Annotated in this window: 14 protein-coding genes and 1 other RNA gene; 6 read left to right on the top strand and 9 right to left on the bottom strand. The window is 42.6% G+C overall.

Annotated elements, in window-relative coordinates; all coding sequences use genetic code 11:
- Positions 1-76: 76 nt before the first annotated feature.
- From ruvA to JMW90_RS10435, 4 genes are all read right to left on the bottom strand, one after another.
- Positions 77-700: a Holliday junction branch migration protein RuvA gene (ruvA, locus tag JMW90_RS10450; protein WP_011513034.1), complete on the bottom strand. Its 624-nt coding sequence runs from the start codon at positions 698-700 to the stop codon at positions 77-79.
- 85 nt (positions 701-785) lie between these two features.
- Positions 786-1,823: a class II fructose-bisphosphate aldolase gene (gene fba, locus JMW90_RS10445; RefSeq protein ID WP_201563938.1), complete on the bottom strand. Its 1,038-nt coding sequence runs from the start codon at positions 1,821-1,823 to the stop codon at positions 786-788.
- 500 nt (positions 1,824-2,323) lie between these two features.
- Positions 2,324-2,710: a hypothetical protein gene (locus tag JMW90_RS10440; RefSeq protein ID WP_201563936.1), complete on the bottom strand. Its 387-nt coding sequence runs from the start codon at positions 2,708-2,710 to the stop codon at positions 2,324-2,326.
- A 260-nt stretch (positions 2,711-2,970) separates the two neighbouring features.
- A complete protein-coding gene (locus tag JMW90_RS10435; protein ID WP_201563934.1) occupies positions 2,971-4,173 on the bottom strand; it encodes a phosphoglycerate kinase in 1,203 nt (400 codons plus the stop codon).
- A gap of 311 nt (positions 4,174-4,484) precedes the next feature.
- Here JMW90_RS10435 and JMW90_RS10430 point away from each other — a divergent pair, with 311 nt between their 5' ends.
- Positions 4,485-4,814 (top strand): TraR/DksA family transcriptional regulator, encoded by a 330-nt coding sequence (locus JMW90_RS10430; RefSeq protein WP_201563932.1) that lies wholly within the window; start codon positions 4,485-4,487, stop codon positions 4,812-4,814.
- A gap of 27 nt (positions 4,815-4,841) precedes the next feature.
- Here JMW90_RS10430 and JMW90_RS10425 read toward each other — a convergent pair whose 3' ends face one another.
- Both JMW90_RS10425 and JMW90_RS10420 read right to left on the bottom strand, forming a co-directional pair.
- Complete coding sequence (locus JMW90_RS10425) at positions 4,842-5,522, bottom strand: thiamine phosphate synthase (RefSeq protein WP_201563930.1); 681 nt, start codon at positions 5,520-5,522, stop codon at positions 4,842-4,844.
- A gap of 112 nt (positions 5,523-5,634) precedes the next feature.
- On the bottom strand, positions 5,635-6,729 hold the full coding sequence (locus tag JMW90_RS10420; RefSeq protein WP_201563928.1) for a serine hydrolase: 1,095 nt from the start codon (positions 6,727-6,729) through the stop codon (positions 5,635-5,637).
- A gap of 416 nt (positions 6,730-7,145) precedes the next feature.
- Here JMW90_RS10420 and JMW90_RS10415 point away from each other — a divergent pair, with 416 nt between their 5' ends.
- From JMW90_RS10415 to JMW90_RS10405, 3 genes are all read left to right on the top strand, one after another.
- Positions 7,146-7,781: a response regulator gene (locus tag JMW90_RS10415; RefSeq protein ID WP_201563926.1), complete on the top strand. Its 636-nt coding sequence runs from the start codon at positions 7,146-7,148 to the stop codon at positions 7,779-7,781.
- 42 nt (positions 7,782-7,823) lie between these two features.
- Entirely contained in the window at positions 7,824-9,554 is a 1,731-nt protein-coding gene (locus JMW90_RS10410; RefSeq protein ID WP_201563924.1) for a sensor histidine kinase, read from the top strand.
- A gap of 311 nt (positions 9,555-9,865) precedes the next feature.
- Positions 9,866-11,587, top strand: coding sequence for a sigma 54-interacting transcriptional regulator (locus JMW90_RS10405; protein WP_201563922.1), 1,722 nt, complete (start codon positions 9,866-9,868; stop codon positions 11,585-11,587).
- Between the two features lie 163 nt (positions 11,588-11,750).
- On the opposite strand, the gene JMW90_RS10400 is transcribed toward JMW90_RS10405, so the two are convergent.
- Together JMW90_RS10400 and gpmI are read right to left on the bottom strand one after the other, a co-directional pair.
- On the bottom strand, positions 11,751-13,334 hold the full coding sequence (locus JMW90_RS10400) for a S41 family peptidase (protein WP_201563920.1): 1,584 nt from the start codon (positions 13,332-13,334) through the stop codon (positions 11,751-11,753).
- A gap of 244 nt (positions 13,335-13,578) precedes the next feature.
- Positions 13,579-15,237, bottom strand: coding sequence for a 2,3-bisphosphoglycerate-independent phosphoglycerate mutase (gene gpmI, locus JMW90_RS10395; protein WP_201563918.1), 1,659 nt, complete (start codon positions 15,235-15,237; stop codon positions 13,579-13,581).
- Between the two features lie 236 nt (positions 15,238-15,473).
- Here gpmI and ssrS point away from each other — a divergent pair.
- Positions 15,474-15,669: non-coding RNA, 6S RNA (ssrS, locus tag JMW90_RS10390), on the top strand.
- Between the two features lie 135 nt (positions 15,670-15,804).
- Here ssrS and JMW90_RS10385 read toward each other — a convergent pair.
- Entirely contained in the window at positions 15,805-16,434 is a 630-nt protein-coding gene (locus JMW90_RS10385; RefSeq protein WP_201563916.1) for an FxsA family protein, read from the bottom strand.
- Positions 16,435-16,587: 153 nt separating this feature from the next.
- Here JMW90_RS10385 and ruvC point away from each other — a divergent pair, with 153 nt between their 5' ends.
- Positions 16,588-17,172 (top strand): crossover junction endodeoxyribonuclease RuvC, encoded by a 585-nt coding sequence (gene ruvC, locus JMW90_RS10380; RefSeq protein WP_011513021.1) that lies wholly within the window; start codon positions 16,588-16,590, stop codon positions 17,170-17,172.
- Positions 17,173-17,183 lie beyond the last annotated feature (11 nt).

Below are 17,183 nucleotides of genomic sequence, written 5' to 3'. Positions count from 1 at the left end.
ACGAAAATAAGCGACATCTAATGTCGCTTATTTTTAATCGCTGTTTTTTTAATTAATGTTGTGTTGAAAGATACTCTTATTTAAAACTCTGAAACTGCTGCAGCGTCGCTTTTAACAAGCTCTGTGTATCTGCAAATGTCTCGCCATTACTTTTTGCCGCCTTAATGGCTTGCTGCGCTTCTCTTTCTTTATAGCCCAAGCTAATCAACGCGCCTTCAACTTCAGCAATGATACTGCCTTCAGCGGATATTGGTGCCGGCTGCATAGCAAATTCTAAATGACTGCTGTCGACTTCAATATTTTTCAGCTTATCTTTTAGCTCAATTAATAAACGCTGAGCGGTCTTTTTACCGATACCTGGGATACGTGTCAAGGCATCTTCTGAATCTTGCTCGACATGCATTTTTAGCTCAGCGGCTGACATCGCAGATAGCATTGCTAAAGCCATTTTTGCGCCGACGCCATTGATTTTAATCAGCTGGCGAAAGACATCACGCTCTTTACGGTCAATAAAACCATAAAGCAGCTGCGCATCTTCACGCACATGGAAATGTGTCCAAATACTCGCCTGCTCATTGAGGCGCAACTGGCAGAATGACGGCAATGGCAACTCAATATCATAGCCGACGCCAGAGGTGGTCATGACACAGGCAGTCGGTGCCATCAAATACTGCACCTGTCCATTAATCAATCCAATCATAATCCACGACCTCTTATACAGACTATTATAAAAAATGAGCTAAGCCATGACCTAGACATCAAGCACTATCTTTTACCCTCTAAGCTTACGGGTAAAAATTAACCATACCTTCAAGACTGATTGGACGAATCTTATGCGCTTGACCCGCTGACCCAAAGGCTTCAAAACGATTGGCACAGATATCTGACATCGCAACCATAGAGGCTTTGAAATATTTACGTGGATCAAATTCACTCGGATTTTCTGCAAGGAATTTACGGATAGCACCCGTTGATGCCAAACGTAAATCGGTATCAATGTTTACTTTACGCACGCCATACTTAATCGCTTCAACGATTTGCTCAACGGGCACACCATAGGTCTCACCAATATTACCACCATTTTCATTGATGATTTTTAGCCACTCTTGCGGTACTGATGATGAGCCATGCATGACCAGATGCGTATTAGGAATACGCGCATGAATCTCTTTTACACGCTCAATCGATAAGATATCGCCTGTCGGTGGACGGGTAAATTTATAAGCGCCATGACTGGTACCGATAGCAATCGCTAAGGCATCAACGTTGGTGTCTTTCACAAACTGTTCAGCTTCATCAGCGCTGGTCAATAGCTGCTCATGATCCAATACGCCTTCTGCGCCAGAACCGTCTTCTTCGCCTGCCATACCCGTCTCTAAACTGCCCAAACAGCCAATCTCACCTTCGACTGAAACACCGCAAGCATGAGCCATTTTCACCACTTCACGGGTGACGCTAGCATTGTAATCATAATCCATTGGCGTTTTGCCGTCTGTACCAAGTGAGCCATCCATCATCACTGACGAGAAGCCAAGCTGAATTGAGCGCTGGCAGATAGCAGGTGACATACCATGGTCTTGATGCATCACGACTGGAATATGTGGCCACTCTTCAATAGCAGCAATAATCAGATGACGCAAAAATGCTGAGCCTGCATAACTACGTGCACCCGCACTGGCTTGTACAATCACAGGAGAGTCACAAGCGTCAGCCGCCATCATGATGGCACGCATCTGCTCTAAATTATTGACGTTATAAGCAGGGACACCGTAGCCGTGTTCAGCAGCATGATCCAAAAGTTGACGTAAAGATATTAAAGCCATAAAACGCTCTCTGGTTATATTTTAAAAACAGTATTTTAAAAATAGTATTTTGAAGATGATACGAAGACATCATTTTTAACAATACGACGCTGCGACGTTTACTTTGCAACCTAGCTTTACAATGAAGATTGTATTATAAGCCAGTAAAAAGCCCTGTTTTTCGCTCGTCATTATTACGCCGTGATTATAGCAAAAATTACTGCCGCTTCGTAGCGCTTAGCCGACTATTTGTTAGTCTGTTTGGTTTTTCTATCTGGCTTGCATAACTAGGCGATTAATTTCGTTGATAAAAAGTCATAACCCAGTTTTTATAAACGAAATCGGTTATTTTTGTCCATAAAAAAAGCCTTGGTAATCACCAAAGCTTTTGTATGTTTTAAGAACTTATAAAACAACTCGTCAGGCAATAGTCTTCCACTATTATATTAATGAATAGACTGCGCTTTATGTTGCTTAATTTTAAATGACTTAGCCTTTATACGACTTAGCATTTATACAACTTAGTACTGTTGTTCTGCATCGACAGCGACATCATTTGCGCCGTCAGCAACTGCGTCAGCACCGTCAGCAACGGCTGATGCAGTACCTTCAACGACATTGCTTGTGCCTTCAGCAATAGCATCACCAGTTTCTTCTAATGCATTAGTGGCAGCAACACCAGCAACTTCAGCGTTTTCTGCAGCTTCAGCGCCCGCTTCTTGGGCAGCGACTTCAGCAGCAGCAGCAGCGGCTTCTGTATTCGCAGCAGCTTCTTCTGTGTTAGCAGCAGCATCTTCGCCAGCAGACTCAGCAGCAGCATCGGTTTTATCTTGTGTTTCTTGGCTACATGCAGTGATTGCAAAAGTACCAGCAAGAACACTAGCAAGTAATAAATGACGTTTTAACATAATAAATCCCTCATAAATAAAGCATGTCAAATACATGGTTTGCGCTATTTTATAGAGTGCAAATTGGACATGCAATAACAATTTTCAGTATAGAAACAAATAATTACCACTTAATAATAATCGATGACAATTCGAACTTATTGCCTTGAAAACAATAAGATATGAATAGTAGCCAAAATATTATCCGTACAGCGTACCTTAGATACTGCGGCTAAGTTGTACGGCTAATGTTACTCATCTGCTGAAGTATCGTTAAAAGGTTATGCATTAATCTGTAAAGCAGCAACCGCTGGCAAGACTTTGCCTTCTACAAACTCTAAGAACGCACCGCCACCCGTTGACATATAGCTGACGCCATCCGCTACTTGATATTTATCAATTGCAGCAAGTGTATCGCCGCCGCCTGCGATAGAAAAACCTTGGCTATTTTTGACCGCTTCTGCCACTATCTGAGTCCCATGACCAAACGCATCCACTTCAAAAACGCCTACTGGACCATTCCATAAAATGGTTTTAGCATCGTTAATCGCCTCTGCCAATTTCATGGCACTCTCTGGTGCGATATCTAATATCATGTCATTATCGCCAATCGCATCAACAGACTTGATGCTAGCAACTGCCTGTTGCAGCGAGCCTGTGAAATCTGCAAAATCAATGTCATTTTTATCAGCAACGACGACATATTCAGGCAATAAAATCTCAGTTTTAGCCATGATTTTACGAGCTGTATCGAGCAGATCTGCTTCGTAAAGTGACGCACCAACGCTATGTCCATGGGCAGCTAAGAAGGTATTGGCAATCCCGCCACCAACGATAATCTGCGAGCAGAGCTCAGCCAAACTATGCAAAACTTCTAATTTGGTAGAGACTTTTGAGCCACCAACGATAGCGAGCATAGGTTGTGCTGGCGTTTCAAGTGCTAGGCTTAAAGCATCAAGCTCCGCTGCCAATAAAGGTCCAGCACAAGCCATCTTGCCAGCTTGGTGCATCGCTTGGGTCACGCCTTCTGTCGATGCTTGCGCGCGATGTGCTGTGCCAAAAGCGTCCATCACAAACACATCGCACAAATCAGCATATTTTTGTGCGAGCGCTGCATCATTCTTCTTTTCACCTTCATTAAAACGTACGTTCTCTAGCAATATAACCTCGCCCGCTTTGATAACTACGCCTTGAGTAAGGTAATCACTATTAAGCGTAACAGGCGCTGCTAATTTATCACTTAAATAGTCAGCAACGGGCGCTAATGAATAGATGGCTTCGGGCTTGCCTTCTGTCGGGCGTCCTAAATGTGAGCAGACAATGACTGCTGCGCCCTTTTCTAGCGCCATCTTAATCGTCGGCAAACTTGCTTGCAGGCGCGCGTCACTAGCCACTTTACCTGCTTTAATAGGGACATTAAGGTCTTCACGAATCAATACCACTTTATCGGTCAAACTCAGCTCGCTCATACGCAAAAAATTCATTACCTGCTCCTATATATCATCTGTTATCAATCTGTATGACGGTTTATTAGATACTCTTTAGCAAATTTGTTTCATCAAATCCTATTGCTGCTGGTTTTAGAAAACTGTCTTAGCAAGAATTTAAGGCGGTGTATTCTAACAGTTTTATAGTCCGTACTTATACGTCAACTAAGATAAATTTAGCCATAAGCAAATTTATTTTCTTATACCAATAGCAATACCATTAACATTTTGTGGTGGTACTTAGTCGTTTAGCTATCTATGATCAATAGCGTACTTGTGCCATAACAATAAATCATTAGGAGAAAAAAATGAGTATCGACTTTGAAGCTGCCAAACAAAACCTATTACAACTAAAAGAAGAGTACCAAACTCGGATTGCTGATATTGAGGATCATATCCAAAATCCGCAAGATGATCTCAATGAACACTGGGAAGATCAGGCGATTGCTTATCGACAGAATGACATGCGCAAGAACTTAATGGTTGAGGCGCAGCAAAGCTTAGGTTATGTAGACCACGCTTTAAGCCGTATCGAAAGTGGCAGCTACGGGGAATGTGAGGTATGCGCTGAGCCTATCGAAGCACAGCGCTTGCAAGCATTGCCTTATGCAACTTTATGTATGCAACACGCCGAATAAATGCGTACTTGTATTTTAAGCTGGCATTTATGCAACAGGTATATTCCACCTACTAAGTACTTGCTGCCACTGCTGACAACGTGTGGCGATTTGATGGACGGCTAAATCCATGATATCGCCAACGACTGCTATATAAGTAATAGGTAACCCTGCCAGCTCTGAGATATTTTCTGCCGTCAAACCGCCTATCACGCATATTTTTATATCTTGCTGGCAACCCTCTATCAGTTGCTGACGCGAGATGATATCAGCATTAGGCTTGGTATTTGAAGCAAAGATTGCACCCATGGCGGCATAGCTTGCACCTTCATTTTTCGCCGCTTTGATTAGCGTTACATCGCCATGACAAGTGCGACCAACGATTTGATTCGGTGCTAAAGACTGTATTGCTTCACTAACATCACCATCTTGCTGTCCTAAATGCACACCGACACCAAGCTTTGCGGCCAAAGCGATATCGTCATTGATAACAACTGGCACATTGTAAGTTTTAGCCAAATCAACGATTTGTAGCGCTTCTTTATAAAGAACAGACGCACCATCAGACAATGCCAATATCTGCTTACGGCGTATTTGTAAAAGAGCAATCAGTCCTGTCGCTAGAGCGGCTTCTAATTTTTGATATAAAAGGCTAAACTCATCATCATTGGTTAGTAGATATAGCTTAGGTATGGCATGAGAAACAGTCGAGGCTGATGGCTGAATCATATAACGCTCCTTAATATCAACACGTTTTTGACATAATAAAAAGGCTGTTATATCGCATAACAGCCTTTTTATTATAAATGTTTTTTGATACTGCTGATGTAACGCTGCAATCTTATACTGTACGGCGCGTTGCCAAGCTGTTCAAGATGTTTTTGGCATCATCCCAACGCGTTGCTGAGCTATTGGCACCCAAAATCACGATAATAGCAGGACGATTATTAATGCGTGTCTCCATGACAACACAACGCCCTGCTTCATTGATAAAACCCGTTTTTGAAATACCGATTGGATAATCGCCTGAACGTACTAGAGAGCTAGTATTATTGGCTTTGTAAGTACGGTTACCACTTGAGTAGTTAGAAACAAAAAAGTCATAGCTTTTGGTGGTAGAGAAACGACGAATCACGTCATAATTACCGGCAGCACGAACCATTTTAACCAAGTCATTTGATGAAGCAACGTTACGCTTATCAAGACCCGTTGGGTCACCAAAGAAAGCGGTGGTCATGCCAAGCTCTTGAGCTTTACGGTTCATAGCACGTATAAAGGCGCTGTAGCCACCCGGATAATTACGGGCAAGACTTTTTGCTGCAGGATTTTCTGATTTCATTAATGCCATCAATAGCATCTCAGCACGATTGAGACGATCGCCTGACTTTAGGTTAGAGCTGGCACGCTTTGGACCGACGAAATCTTCTGGATCAAGCGTGAGCTCTTCGCGCATATCTAAGCCGGCATCAAGTACCACGATAGCCGTCATAACCTTGGTGATACTAGCCATTGGACGTGCAACATCCGCATCTTTTTGATAAATTGACTCACCCGTTTCTGCATCGATGACCGCGACACTGCGCGAATCGGTGCTGATCGGAATCATATTGCTGTTGCCAAAACTGCCGCGATAAGTGGTGTTATAACTATTGCTATTATTATAACTGTTGTTCTTACTGCTACCAAAACTGGTCGTATTAGTAATATTGGTTGTGCCAGAACCGTTATCTACTTTTTTAATCGTAGAGCTGCTGCCAGACCTAGACATGATACTGCGCGCTTCAGACAAGCTATCGGCACCGCCCCAGCTCAGGCGAGCACTAGACTCAGAGCTAGCGCTACCATTAATTGTAAGTGCAGCTTGCGCGACACTGCCCAAACTCAATGAAATCATAGCAGCGATTAATTGCTGTTTGGTTAATGGTAGGTGCTTCATTCTGCCTCCTGCTTACGTGCTGCTGTCAGTTAGAGAATCAGTTACATACTAACTAACATCAACAACGTACGTAGCGTTTATAGGTGTGTTTGTAGATACTCACATAGAGTTTTTGTATTTTTAGTGTATCATGGTTTACATTTAAGTTTAATGTACTAAATCAATTAGATGGCATTTCAGTGCCAGATTCAAATTTTACTACACTTACTTGATGTTGCAGCAATATTAGTTAACATTAGAGCAATATAGTATTACATTGATGCTATTAGACGCTCTAATATATCTATTATTAAAATATGACGCTTAATATTGGCCTGTTTGTGAGTAAATGAGTTTTATTGGTCACATAGATTGATAGAGATGATTTAAATTTGGCAGTGCACCCTTTATTCTGACAGATAGAAAAGAGTATAACGATGATTCGAGTATTAGTAGTAGATGATCATGATTTGGTGCGGATGGGTATTAGCCGTATGCTGGCAGACAGTGCAGACATCGAAGTCGTCGGTGAAGCAGACAGTGGTGATATGGCGATAAAGCTGGCAAAACAGCTGCGTCCTGATGTGATATTACTGGATGTGAATATGCCTAATATCGGTGGTCTCGAAGCCACCAAACGTTTGATTCAACTGAATATGGGTATCAAGATATTGGCTGTTAGCAGTATGTCGGCTCAGCCTTATCCTTCAATGTTGATTAAAGCTGGCGTCAATGGTTATATTACTAAAGGCACACCGCTTGATGAGATGCTACGAGCTGTCAAAAAAATCTATCAAGGTGGTCGCTATTTTAGCCAAGATGTCGCTGAACAGTTAGCGGACGTACTATTATCTGATAATGCCAATTCACCCTTTGATCTGCTCAGTGATCGCGAGAAGCAAGTAGCAATGATGGTAGTCAACTGCCAAAGTCCCCAACAAATCGCAGACCAGTTGTTTGTTAGTGTAAAGACCATCAATACCTATCGTTATCGTATTTATGAAAAAGTAAATGTCGATAGTGATGTGAAATTAACGCATTTGGCGATTCGCCATGGTCTTATTCAACCCTAATTATCAAGCACCCCATTTATCAAGAACCTTAGTTATCAACCCATGAATCCTGCCAAATATGCCTCACACCTTATCGCTGTCATTACTGACTATCTAGAGCAAGATGATATTCTGCCTGTACCGCAATTACGCAAATTGGGGCTGATTTATAGCAGTTATCGCTTTATCGTCAGCTTGTTTTTTATGCTAATGGTGTATATTACGATTCGTGCTGCTAACAGCCCGTCATTGCCAAGTTTTTTGCAGCAGACCGTGCTCAGTTTTTATGTCTTGCTGAGCTTAATCTTGCTAGGATTGTTCTATACCGTTAGCAAGCATATGCGCCGACAGCTGGCTTTTGGGTTGGCGTTAGATGTTATTAGCCTGAGCTTACTGCTTTATACTGCTGGCGCACCTGATTTGCAGCTGACCATGCTATATATGGTGGTGGTAGCAGCAAGCTTTATGCTGTTACATGGCTCACAAGCACTGATTATCACCTTACTTGCCATTATCTTTGTGATTTATCAGCAGTTTTTTTATGCCATTGCCAATAGTATGAGCTTGGCAAATTTAGGCAATGCCCTACTCATGTCAGCCAGCTTTTTGGCAGTAGGCGGTCTAAGCTGGTCGATATCGCAGCGCTTGGGTCAGCTCGAAAAAGTAGCCGCTAGCCACGCCAAAGAAGTCGAGCGTTTAAATAGCATCAATCAAGAAGTCATTTCTCAAATGGTTAATGGTGTCATTGTCATTGATAACAAACAGGTGGTCTTAGCCAACCTTGCAGCTTATCAATTACTGAGCATCCCTAATCGTAATGACAACAAACCAAAATCAGTAGCCGCCTTTCAGCAGCAACTTGGCGAACAACATCTGCAATTATTTGATGCTTGCCTATCGGTAGCAGCAGGATATTCACGTACTTTTATTTATGAGCTGCCTGCTGTTGCCAACTCCTCTGTCATTGGCAAGCTGCGTGTCGATATTATTCCGCTAAGAGACGACAGTAAACTTATTATATTAGAGGATTTACGCCGTGAACAAGCCAGCGCGCAACAGTTAAAGCTCGCCTCACTTGGACAATTGACCGCCAGTATTGCTCATGAAATCAGAAACCCTTTAGCAGCTATTTCCCAAGCAAGCCAGCTATTAATAGAAGACGTTATGGAAAGCGAGATGGGCGCTGACAATACACTAAGCCCTTTCGCCAGCAATCATACAAATAGCGACATGACCGACAACCATGAGCTTTATAAAATGATATTTTCGCAAACAAAACGCGTCAATCGCATTATCGAAGACGTCTTAAAGTTGTCGCGCCAGCAAACGGCGAACCAGAAAACCATTGTCCTTGCTGATTGGATGCCCGTATTTTTAGACAATTATTTCAAAGGACATGATGTCTTTTTACATATCATGACCAAGCCTACCATCTCTTTTGATACTCATCAGTTAGAGCAGGTACTCATCAATTTAATCAATAATGGTTTACGCTATAGTAGTTACGCCCACCCTCATGCCTTTGTGGAAATCGAAATTTATTGTGCCGATAACGATGTTATAATCGATGTTTTGGATGACGGCGTTGGTGTTAATGCAGATAATTTAAGCTCTTTATTCAATCCATTTTTTACTACCGATCAATCAGGTACAGGGCTTGGGTTGTATTTGTCTCAAGCATTTTGTGAAGCCAATCAAGCACGCTTACTATATGTGCCTGATCATAAAAAAACCTGCTTTAGGCTGATTTTTCCTGCTGTGCATGATAATGTCGTTAACCCAGTATTTATCTAAAAAAGAAAAAATCAATGATAATTACTCCACTTTTAAAAGGGTACAGAATTACTGGGGTTCATTATTTACAGCCTATGTCTGCGTAGGTACAGCAAGCAAGAAAAATTAACCCCGTAGTGCTTGATAACATTTGTATTTCTTTTATTTAGGATCGACTATATCAAAAAAAATTTAGGGAAAATACAAGATAAAAGGATTTATACTGTTCATTAAAAAGAATACCTGCAACTAAGGCAGTTTTTGGCTCTGATAAATCCTTAGGTAATTATTTTTTAATACTGTTGTAGTACTTAAAAACAATGAGATGATGTATGGCAACCACCGCGCTAGTCGTTGATGACGAAGTAGATTTATGCCGTTTGATGCAAATCACCCTGACCAAAATGGGCATCAAAAGTGATGTTGCTTATACGTTGTCGCAAGCGAAATCGTACTGGCAAGACAATGACTATGATTTTTGTCTCACCGATTTAAAGCTCCCTGATGGCTCAGGATTAGAATTGGTCAAACATATCAGTGCCAGCTCCAATAAGCCTATTGCTGTAATTACGGCACATGGCAGCATGGATTTAGCGATTGAAGCGCTAAAGCTTGGGGCTTTTGATTTTGTTAATAAACCGCTTGAGCTGCCACGCTTACGGCAATTGGTTGAAAATGCGCTAAAGGTTATTGACCAAAATAACGAAGCCGAAGCCACACCTGAATCCTCTCCTGAGCAGCAAATATTAGATAGCCGCCTAATCGGTGATTCCGCCGTTATGCATCCCTTGAAAAACACTATTTTAAAATTGGCACGCTCACAAGCGCCAGTATTTTTGTCAGGTGCTTCAGGTACGGGTAAAGAAGTCGTTGCTCGGCTCATTCATGACTTAAGCCCGCGGCGTGACGGCAGTTTTGTGCCAGTCAACTGCGGGGCTATACCATCAGAGCTGATGGAATCAGAATTTTTTGGTCATAAAAAAGGCAGTTTTACCGGTGCAGTTGCCGACAAGCAAGGTCTATTTCAGCAAGCCAATGGCGGTACTTTATTTTTAGATGAAGTGGCAGATTTGCCTTTGGCGATGCAAGTCAAGTTACTGCGGGCTATTCAAGAGAAAACCGTACGCGCGATTGGTGATACCAAAGAAGTACCAGTCGATATACGAATCTTGTCAGCCACGCACAAAGATTTGAATCAGCTGGTACAAGGTGGCATGTTTCGCCAAGATTTGTATTATCGTATCAATGTGATTGAACTAAAACTGCCCACACTTAATGCACGGCGCGATGATATACCAGTATTGGCGGAGCATTTTTTGGCAATGATTGCTGAAGAATGGCAGTTGGAGTCGCAGCCTTTATTAACCGCAGAGGCTAACCTGCGCCTACAACAGCATGATTTTGCTGGTAACGTTCGTGAGCTGCGTAATGTACTTGAGCGTGCCGTTACTTTGGCTGAAACTTCAACCATTGATATAAGCCATCTCGGCTTATCTGATTTTGATGCCGATCAAGAAACTGATAAGCATCAAAAAATCAACGAAAACAGAGTCTCTGATTCAATAGAAAAAACAGATAAAAATGACGAAAAACCATCATCTATCAAAAATGACACGACGCAGCAAGTAACGGCTAATCTCCATCCTTATCGTACGATGACTCATCACTACGCTGCAGTAAAGCGGCCTTCAATATCTGGCGTCATATCTGACTCAACGCTCTCTGAGATAGATCGGCGCTCAGTAGTGTCAACAGCGTATGGTATTGAGTCAACAGACAAGGTAACGGATAAATATCCGTCAGAAACAGTGATAAAGAACGATAATGAGCGCAATCAATTTGATATCACTACAGCGTCGAATACTGTTAGTGCTGAGCTGCCCGCACAAGGGTTGGAGCTCTATCTTCAAGAGCAAGAAAAAAAGCTTATTATCACTGCACTTAAGCAAACTGGTTGGAATAAAACCCAAGCCGCTGAATTGTTAGGGACGACTTTTCGATCGTTACGCTATCGTATGACCAAACTCGATATTGCAGAAGATCAGTCTGAATAATGCGCTTTGCTTTAGGATTGCGACTATAGTCAAAATACTCTAGAAACGCTACGGTACTGCTGGTACAAATTTTTTGCAGCCTCTGTCGGCTAGCTACAGCAAGCAAGAAAAATTGATACCAGCAGTACCTAATGTGTCGATATTACTTTTCATTGACTATACATTAGGGATTTTTCTTAGATGTGGGTTTTTCAATAACATTATTTATCACCGTATTGTTCTTAATCATACTGTGTTTAGGATCCGTTTTTTTCTCGGAATAATCCGCTAATGCGGCTTTGCGTACAAATCGAACACCTGAAGTAAGCGCTTTGTTTCGTAATAAATCAAGCGCTTGCTGCTCCCACGCGCTCTCACTCCCCGATAGAGCGATATCAGGCTCTACCCCAATACCATCTATCTTCTTACCTGAAGCGGTCATATAATTGGCAACCGTGAGCTTGACTGCTTGCTCATCATTAAGCGGTATCACTGATTGTACGGAACCTTTTCCATAACTGACCTCACCTAAGACAGTAGCGCGCTTTTGTGCTTGCAAGCTGCTGGTCAACACTTCTGCCGCTGACGCCGAGTAGCGATTTTGTAGCACCACTACTGGCAATGACTCAAGTAATGCTGCACCTTTAGTCGATAGTGTGCGCGAATCAGCTTGACGACTCTTTATCTGCACCACATCCGTATCTGTCATAAATAGGCTAGCAACGCTCACAGCTGATGCCAATACGCCGCCTGGATTGTCACGCAAATCCAATAATATTCCTGTGACAGGCTTATCTAAATCAATCAAACTTTGCAGCAGTTTTTCTCGGCTGTTATTTTGAAATGCTGGCAACCGAACAACGGCCATACCGTCTACAAAACGAGTTTCAATGATTTGAGGATGGCTATTATTACGTTGTAACGTGGTGGTATGTTTACGGCGTCCTGCCTTGGACGTCACCACATCTACCTGCGTCCCTGCAATCCCTGTCAAGAGCTGCTCGATATCATTACTCTCTTCATCTTCGCCAAGCTTAAACTCATCGACTTGGTGCAAATAATCACCAACCGCGATGCCTTTTTTATCGGCAGGTGAATCATCAAGTACCTCAGTGATGACCCAATAGCCTAAAGTTGACTGATATTCAACCTTGATGCCAATATCGCCGACATCGCCTTCGGTAAAAGCGCGCAGATTTTCATAGGCTTCAGCATCCAAAAATTCAGCATGACTATCCAGCTTGGTCAACATGCCGCTCATGGCATTATTAAATAGCTCTTCATCATTGACGGTATCCACATATTCGCGGCGTACTAAGTCAACCAAAGCAACGAAAGTCTTTAGCGTTTCAGGAGAAATGGCATTTAATGACACTTGCGCCACTGCAGCAGGAATGTCGGTATTAATAACAGCCGACTCATTGTTCAGCACACTTTCATCCGCCACGCTATCAATTAAATCGTCAGATTGATCAGCAGACTCAAGCATATCAGCAATATCTGATAAATCATCCGCGCCGTTTTCTAATGGCACGTTATTGGTATTTAAATTGATCAGTTGTAAACTTGCCGTAGGACTAGCGTTGCGCCCTGGAGCAGTATCCTTGACGGCCGCTTGTGCCGGCATATGAATCACAATTAAGCCCAACAGACCCACAATAAGGGTCGGCTTTAAGATACTAGAGTGAGTAGATATCATGCTCACTAACGGCTCTACTCTTTTAGAGGTCAATGAAATGATGCAGCTGATAGGATTGATAAAATGCATAAAAATCACCTGAAAATTTGTCCAAAGTTAAGCCATCATTATTATAGGATCGTTATAGATCGTTATATGGTTACTATTGAATAATAGCCCATAAGATAGCATCAAGCGTCCTTGTAAGAATAGGAGAGTATTGCAAGTAACTTAGGTGAAATGTCAGACAAAATATAGCAACAAAAAAGAAGAGCTCATCAATAGCTCTCCTTTTTTAAAAAGTACAGTTTATCAAAGATATAACCATACCCGTTTATTGGGCGCCAACCAATAAACTTTCACCTGTCATCTCAGTGGGTGCTTCGATATCCATTAATGCCAAGATAGTAGGAGCAACATCGCTAAGCTTACCGCCGCTACGGACTTGTACTTTTTTCTCACCAACATAAATCAGCGGTACGTGCTCAGTCGTATGTTGAGTATGTACCTGACCACTGTCATAGTCTTGCATCTGCTCGCAGTTACCATGATCTGCTGTAATCAGCATATCGCCGCCTGCAGCACGTACCGCTGCCGCCACACGACCAACGCAGACATCCAAGGCTTCTACTGCTTGAACGGCAGCATCAAAGATACCGGTATGACCGACCATATCGCCATTGGCGTAATTGACGACCAACACATCATATTTGCCAGATTCAATCGCTTCCACCAATTTATCTGTCACTTCAGGGGCGCTCATCTCCGGCTGTAAGTCATAAGTGGCAACATTTGGAGATGGTACTAAGATACGTGTCTCACCTTTATATTCATCTTCACGTCCGCCACTAAAAAAAAACGTCACATGGGCATATTTTTCAGTTTCAGCGATGCGCAGCTGGGTTTTACCCTTATCTTGCAAATATTCGCCAAGAGTATTGGTCAATGAAGTTGGATAATAGGCAATGCTGGTTTTGGGATTGTCTGCTAACACATCAGAATACTTGGTCAACATCACAAACGCCGCAAGTTTTGGCTGCTTATTACGGGCAAACCCTGAAAACTCGTGATCCGGCAATATAAAAGCTTGTGCAAGCTCACGTGCACGGTCAGCACGGAAGTTCATAAAAATAAGCGCATCATTGTCATCAACAGTATAAGGCACCTCGTCACGCCCAATCACGACTGTTGGATTGATAAATTCATCGGTTTCACGGGCTTTATAGGCAGCTTGCACTGCCCCATCAGCACGAGTTGCTAAACGATCCGCTTTACCCTCAGTGATAAGCTCATAGGCTTTTTGCACGCGATCCCAGCGATTGTCACGATCCATCGCATAATAACGTCCAATAATACTGGCAATCTGTACACGACCGCCCTCATAGTGCGCATTGAGCTTTTCGATATAATCGCGCAGACGATTGATGTATTTATCCGCAGACTTAGGCGGCGTGTCACGACCATCTAAAAAGCAATGAACAAAGACGTTTTTGGCACCATGTACCAACGCTGAATGGCACATTGCTTCAATATGGTCTTGATTTGAATGAACACCACCATCTGACAGTAAGCCCATAATATGCACATTACCGCCGAGTGTATTGGCGGCTTTTACTGCATTGACCAAGGCTTCATTTTTATAAAAATCACGACTGGCGACTTCACTTGAGATGCGGGTTGAGTCTTGGTAAAGTACGCGCCCAGCACCCAAGTTCATATGCCCAACTTCTGAATTACCAAACTGCCCATCTGGCAAGCCCACATCTTCTCCTGACGCTGATATCAATCCATGCGGATATTGCTCATAAATCTTATCTAAATTTGGCATATTAGCGGCAGCAATGGCATTGTCTTTATCGTCTTCACGATGTCCAAACCCATCTAATATCATTAAAACACGCGGCACTTTTTTATTATTTTCGCCATCTTGCTGCTTACTTAATTGCGCCTGATTGTCGTCGATAGATTCTGATTGTTGCTGGGTATTGATCATGGATTACCGCTCCTCAAGTGAATGAACGCCTATAATGCTGTATTAGGATATATAAAGTCCTCTATATTAGCACACATCTTGAAATAGCTGAAAAATGAGCTTTTTAGTCAACAGTTGATTGCTTTTCTAGAAAATATGAAGGTAATATTACTCCATCGCAATAATGCAAATTATCAACGCCACGTAGCAATCTGTAATTCGTACTTGCAATCACTCAAACCATTGGTTAATATAATTATATTCTGAAGTGTTGGCTAGCAGATGTTTATTCCCTGAGCCGATAATGCTTTACCAGGATGTGGTACCTACTGCTTCATTGTGTATGCCTGCACCGCTTGCGGTGTATCAGGAAACCTGCCGAGGCAGTGACGCATCCGCCCTGAACTTCACGGTTCATGGGTCACCATCTTGCGGCGGCACTTCGGTTGTTATATTCGGTTAGTAGTTTATTTATTTATAAGCACTATATGTATAAAGAACGAATTACAGCCACTAAAAAGCCCCTTTTGTTATTGACGAAAGGGGCTTTTTAGTGGCTAAATAATTTGATAGTCAGTGGTTAATACGCTACTCATCATTGGCAGATTTGGTAATTTTTTTCACGTCTTTAGGAATGGTTTTTGCTGTCCCATCAATCGTTGTATGCTGCTTAAATACATCACCGAACGGGTTTTGTTGTTGACCAAACGGACTTTGATTGTTCATCCCACCAGCGCCGCCGAACGGGTTTTGTCCGCCCATACCCCCTGCACCACCAAATGGATTCTGTCCGCCGCCCATTTGTCCACCCATCTGCTTTGCCATCATTTCCATCATTTTTTGCTGATTGTTCATGACATACTTATTGGCAAAGTCTTTGAGCTTTTTCTGCACGGGTGGCAAGATAACCAGTAACGCCAATAAGTCACTAAGCACACCGGGAATGAGCAGCAAGATACCAGCGGCTGCCATAGCCACACTTTTGATCATGGTTGACTCTTGCGGACGCATCGATGGGTTCATCATACCGCCAGCTTTCATCTGCTGTGCCATTGGATTGAGAGCTGCCATGCCTTTGCGCAGGAGCGAGATACCGATGACAGCGGCGATAATAAACCACATAAATACCCACCAGCCACTCGTAAATTGAGCAAGCAAATACCAAAGCAGCATCTCGATAATAAACCATACGATGGCAATACCAACTATCTGACCCATAAAGTGTTGTCCTGTAAAATAAAAACCAATAAATTGAGCGCCATGCAAATTAAGATGGCTAACATATGATGTATATGGGGATTGATTGCTATACTATCAAACTTAGGGCTGATTTTTAAGCGATTAAACAAAATGTAAGCAAGACGGAACACTATGGCAATTATTATTGGGATTGATCCAGGCTCACGCATGACCGGCTATGGTATCCTCCAACAAACGGGCGATAAGCTCACCTATATTGATTCAGGTACCATTCGTACCGATACTAAAGAGATGCCTGAACGCCTAAAACGTATTTTCAATGGCTTAACACGTATCACTCAGCATCATCTAAAATATGCAGATGAGCCTATTTATACGGCCATTGAACAAGTATTTATGGCAGAAAATCCAGACTCAGCACTCAAGCTTGGGCAAGCACGCGGCGCAGCTATTGCCGCCATGGTAGCATTGGACTTAGAAGTTTCAGAATATACTGCCCGCCAAATCAAACAAGCGGTCTGTGGTTATGGCGCAGCGGCAAAAGAGCAAGTACAAGAGATGGTGTGCCGGATACTGACTTTAGACTTTGTACCACAGCAAGATGCGGCAGATGGTCTTGCCTGCGCTATCTGTCACGCGCACTCAAGCCATTCGATGAACAAACTCATATTAAACAGCGCCATGCGTGGGCGCGGTGCCTCTAAGAAAAAAGGTCGCTGGCGTTTGACAGAAGAAGACTTAGGTAATTTGCGTTAAAAAGGTAATTT

It is taken from the genome of Psychrobacter glacincola, from assembly GCF_904846215.1.
Classification (GTDB): Bacteria; Pseudomonadota; Gammaproteobacteria; order Pseudomonadales; family Moraxellaceae; genus Psychrobacter; species Psychrobacter glacincola.
Note: the sequence above shows the minus strand (reverse complement) of the source record. Positions and strands in the feature narration are given on the sequence as shown.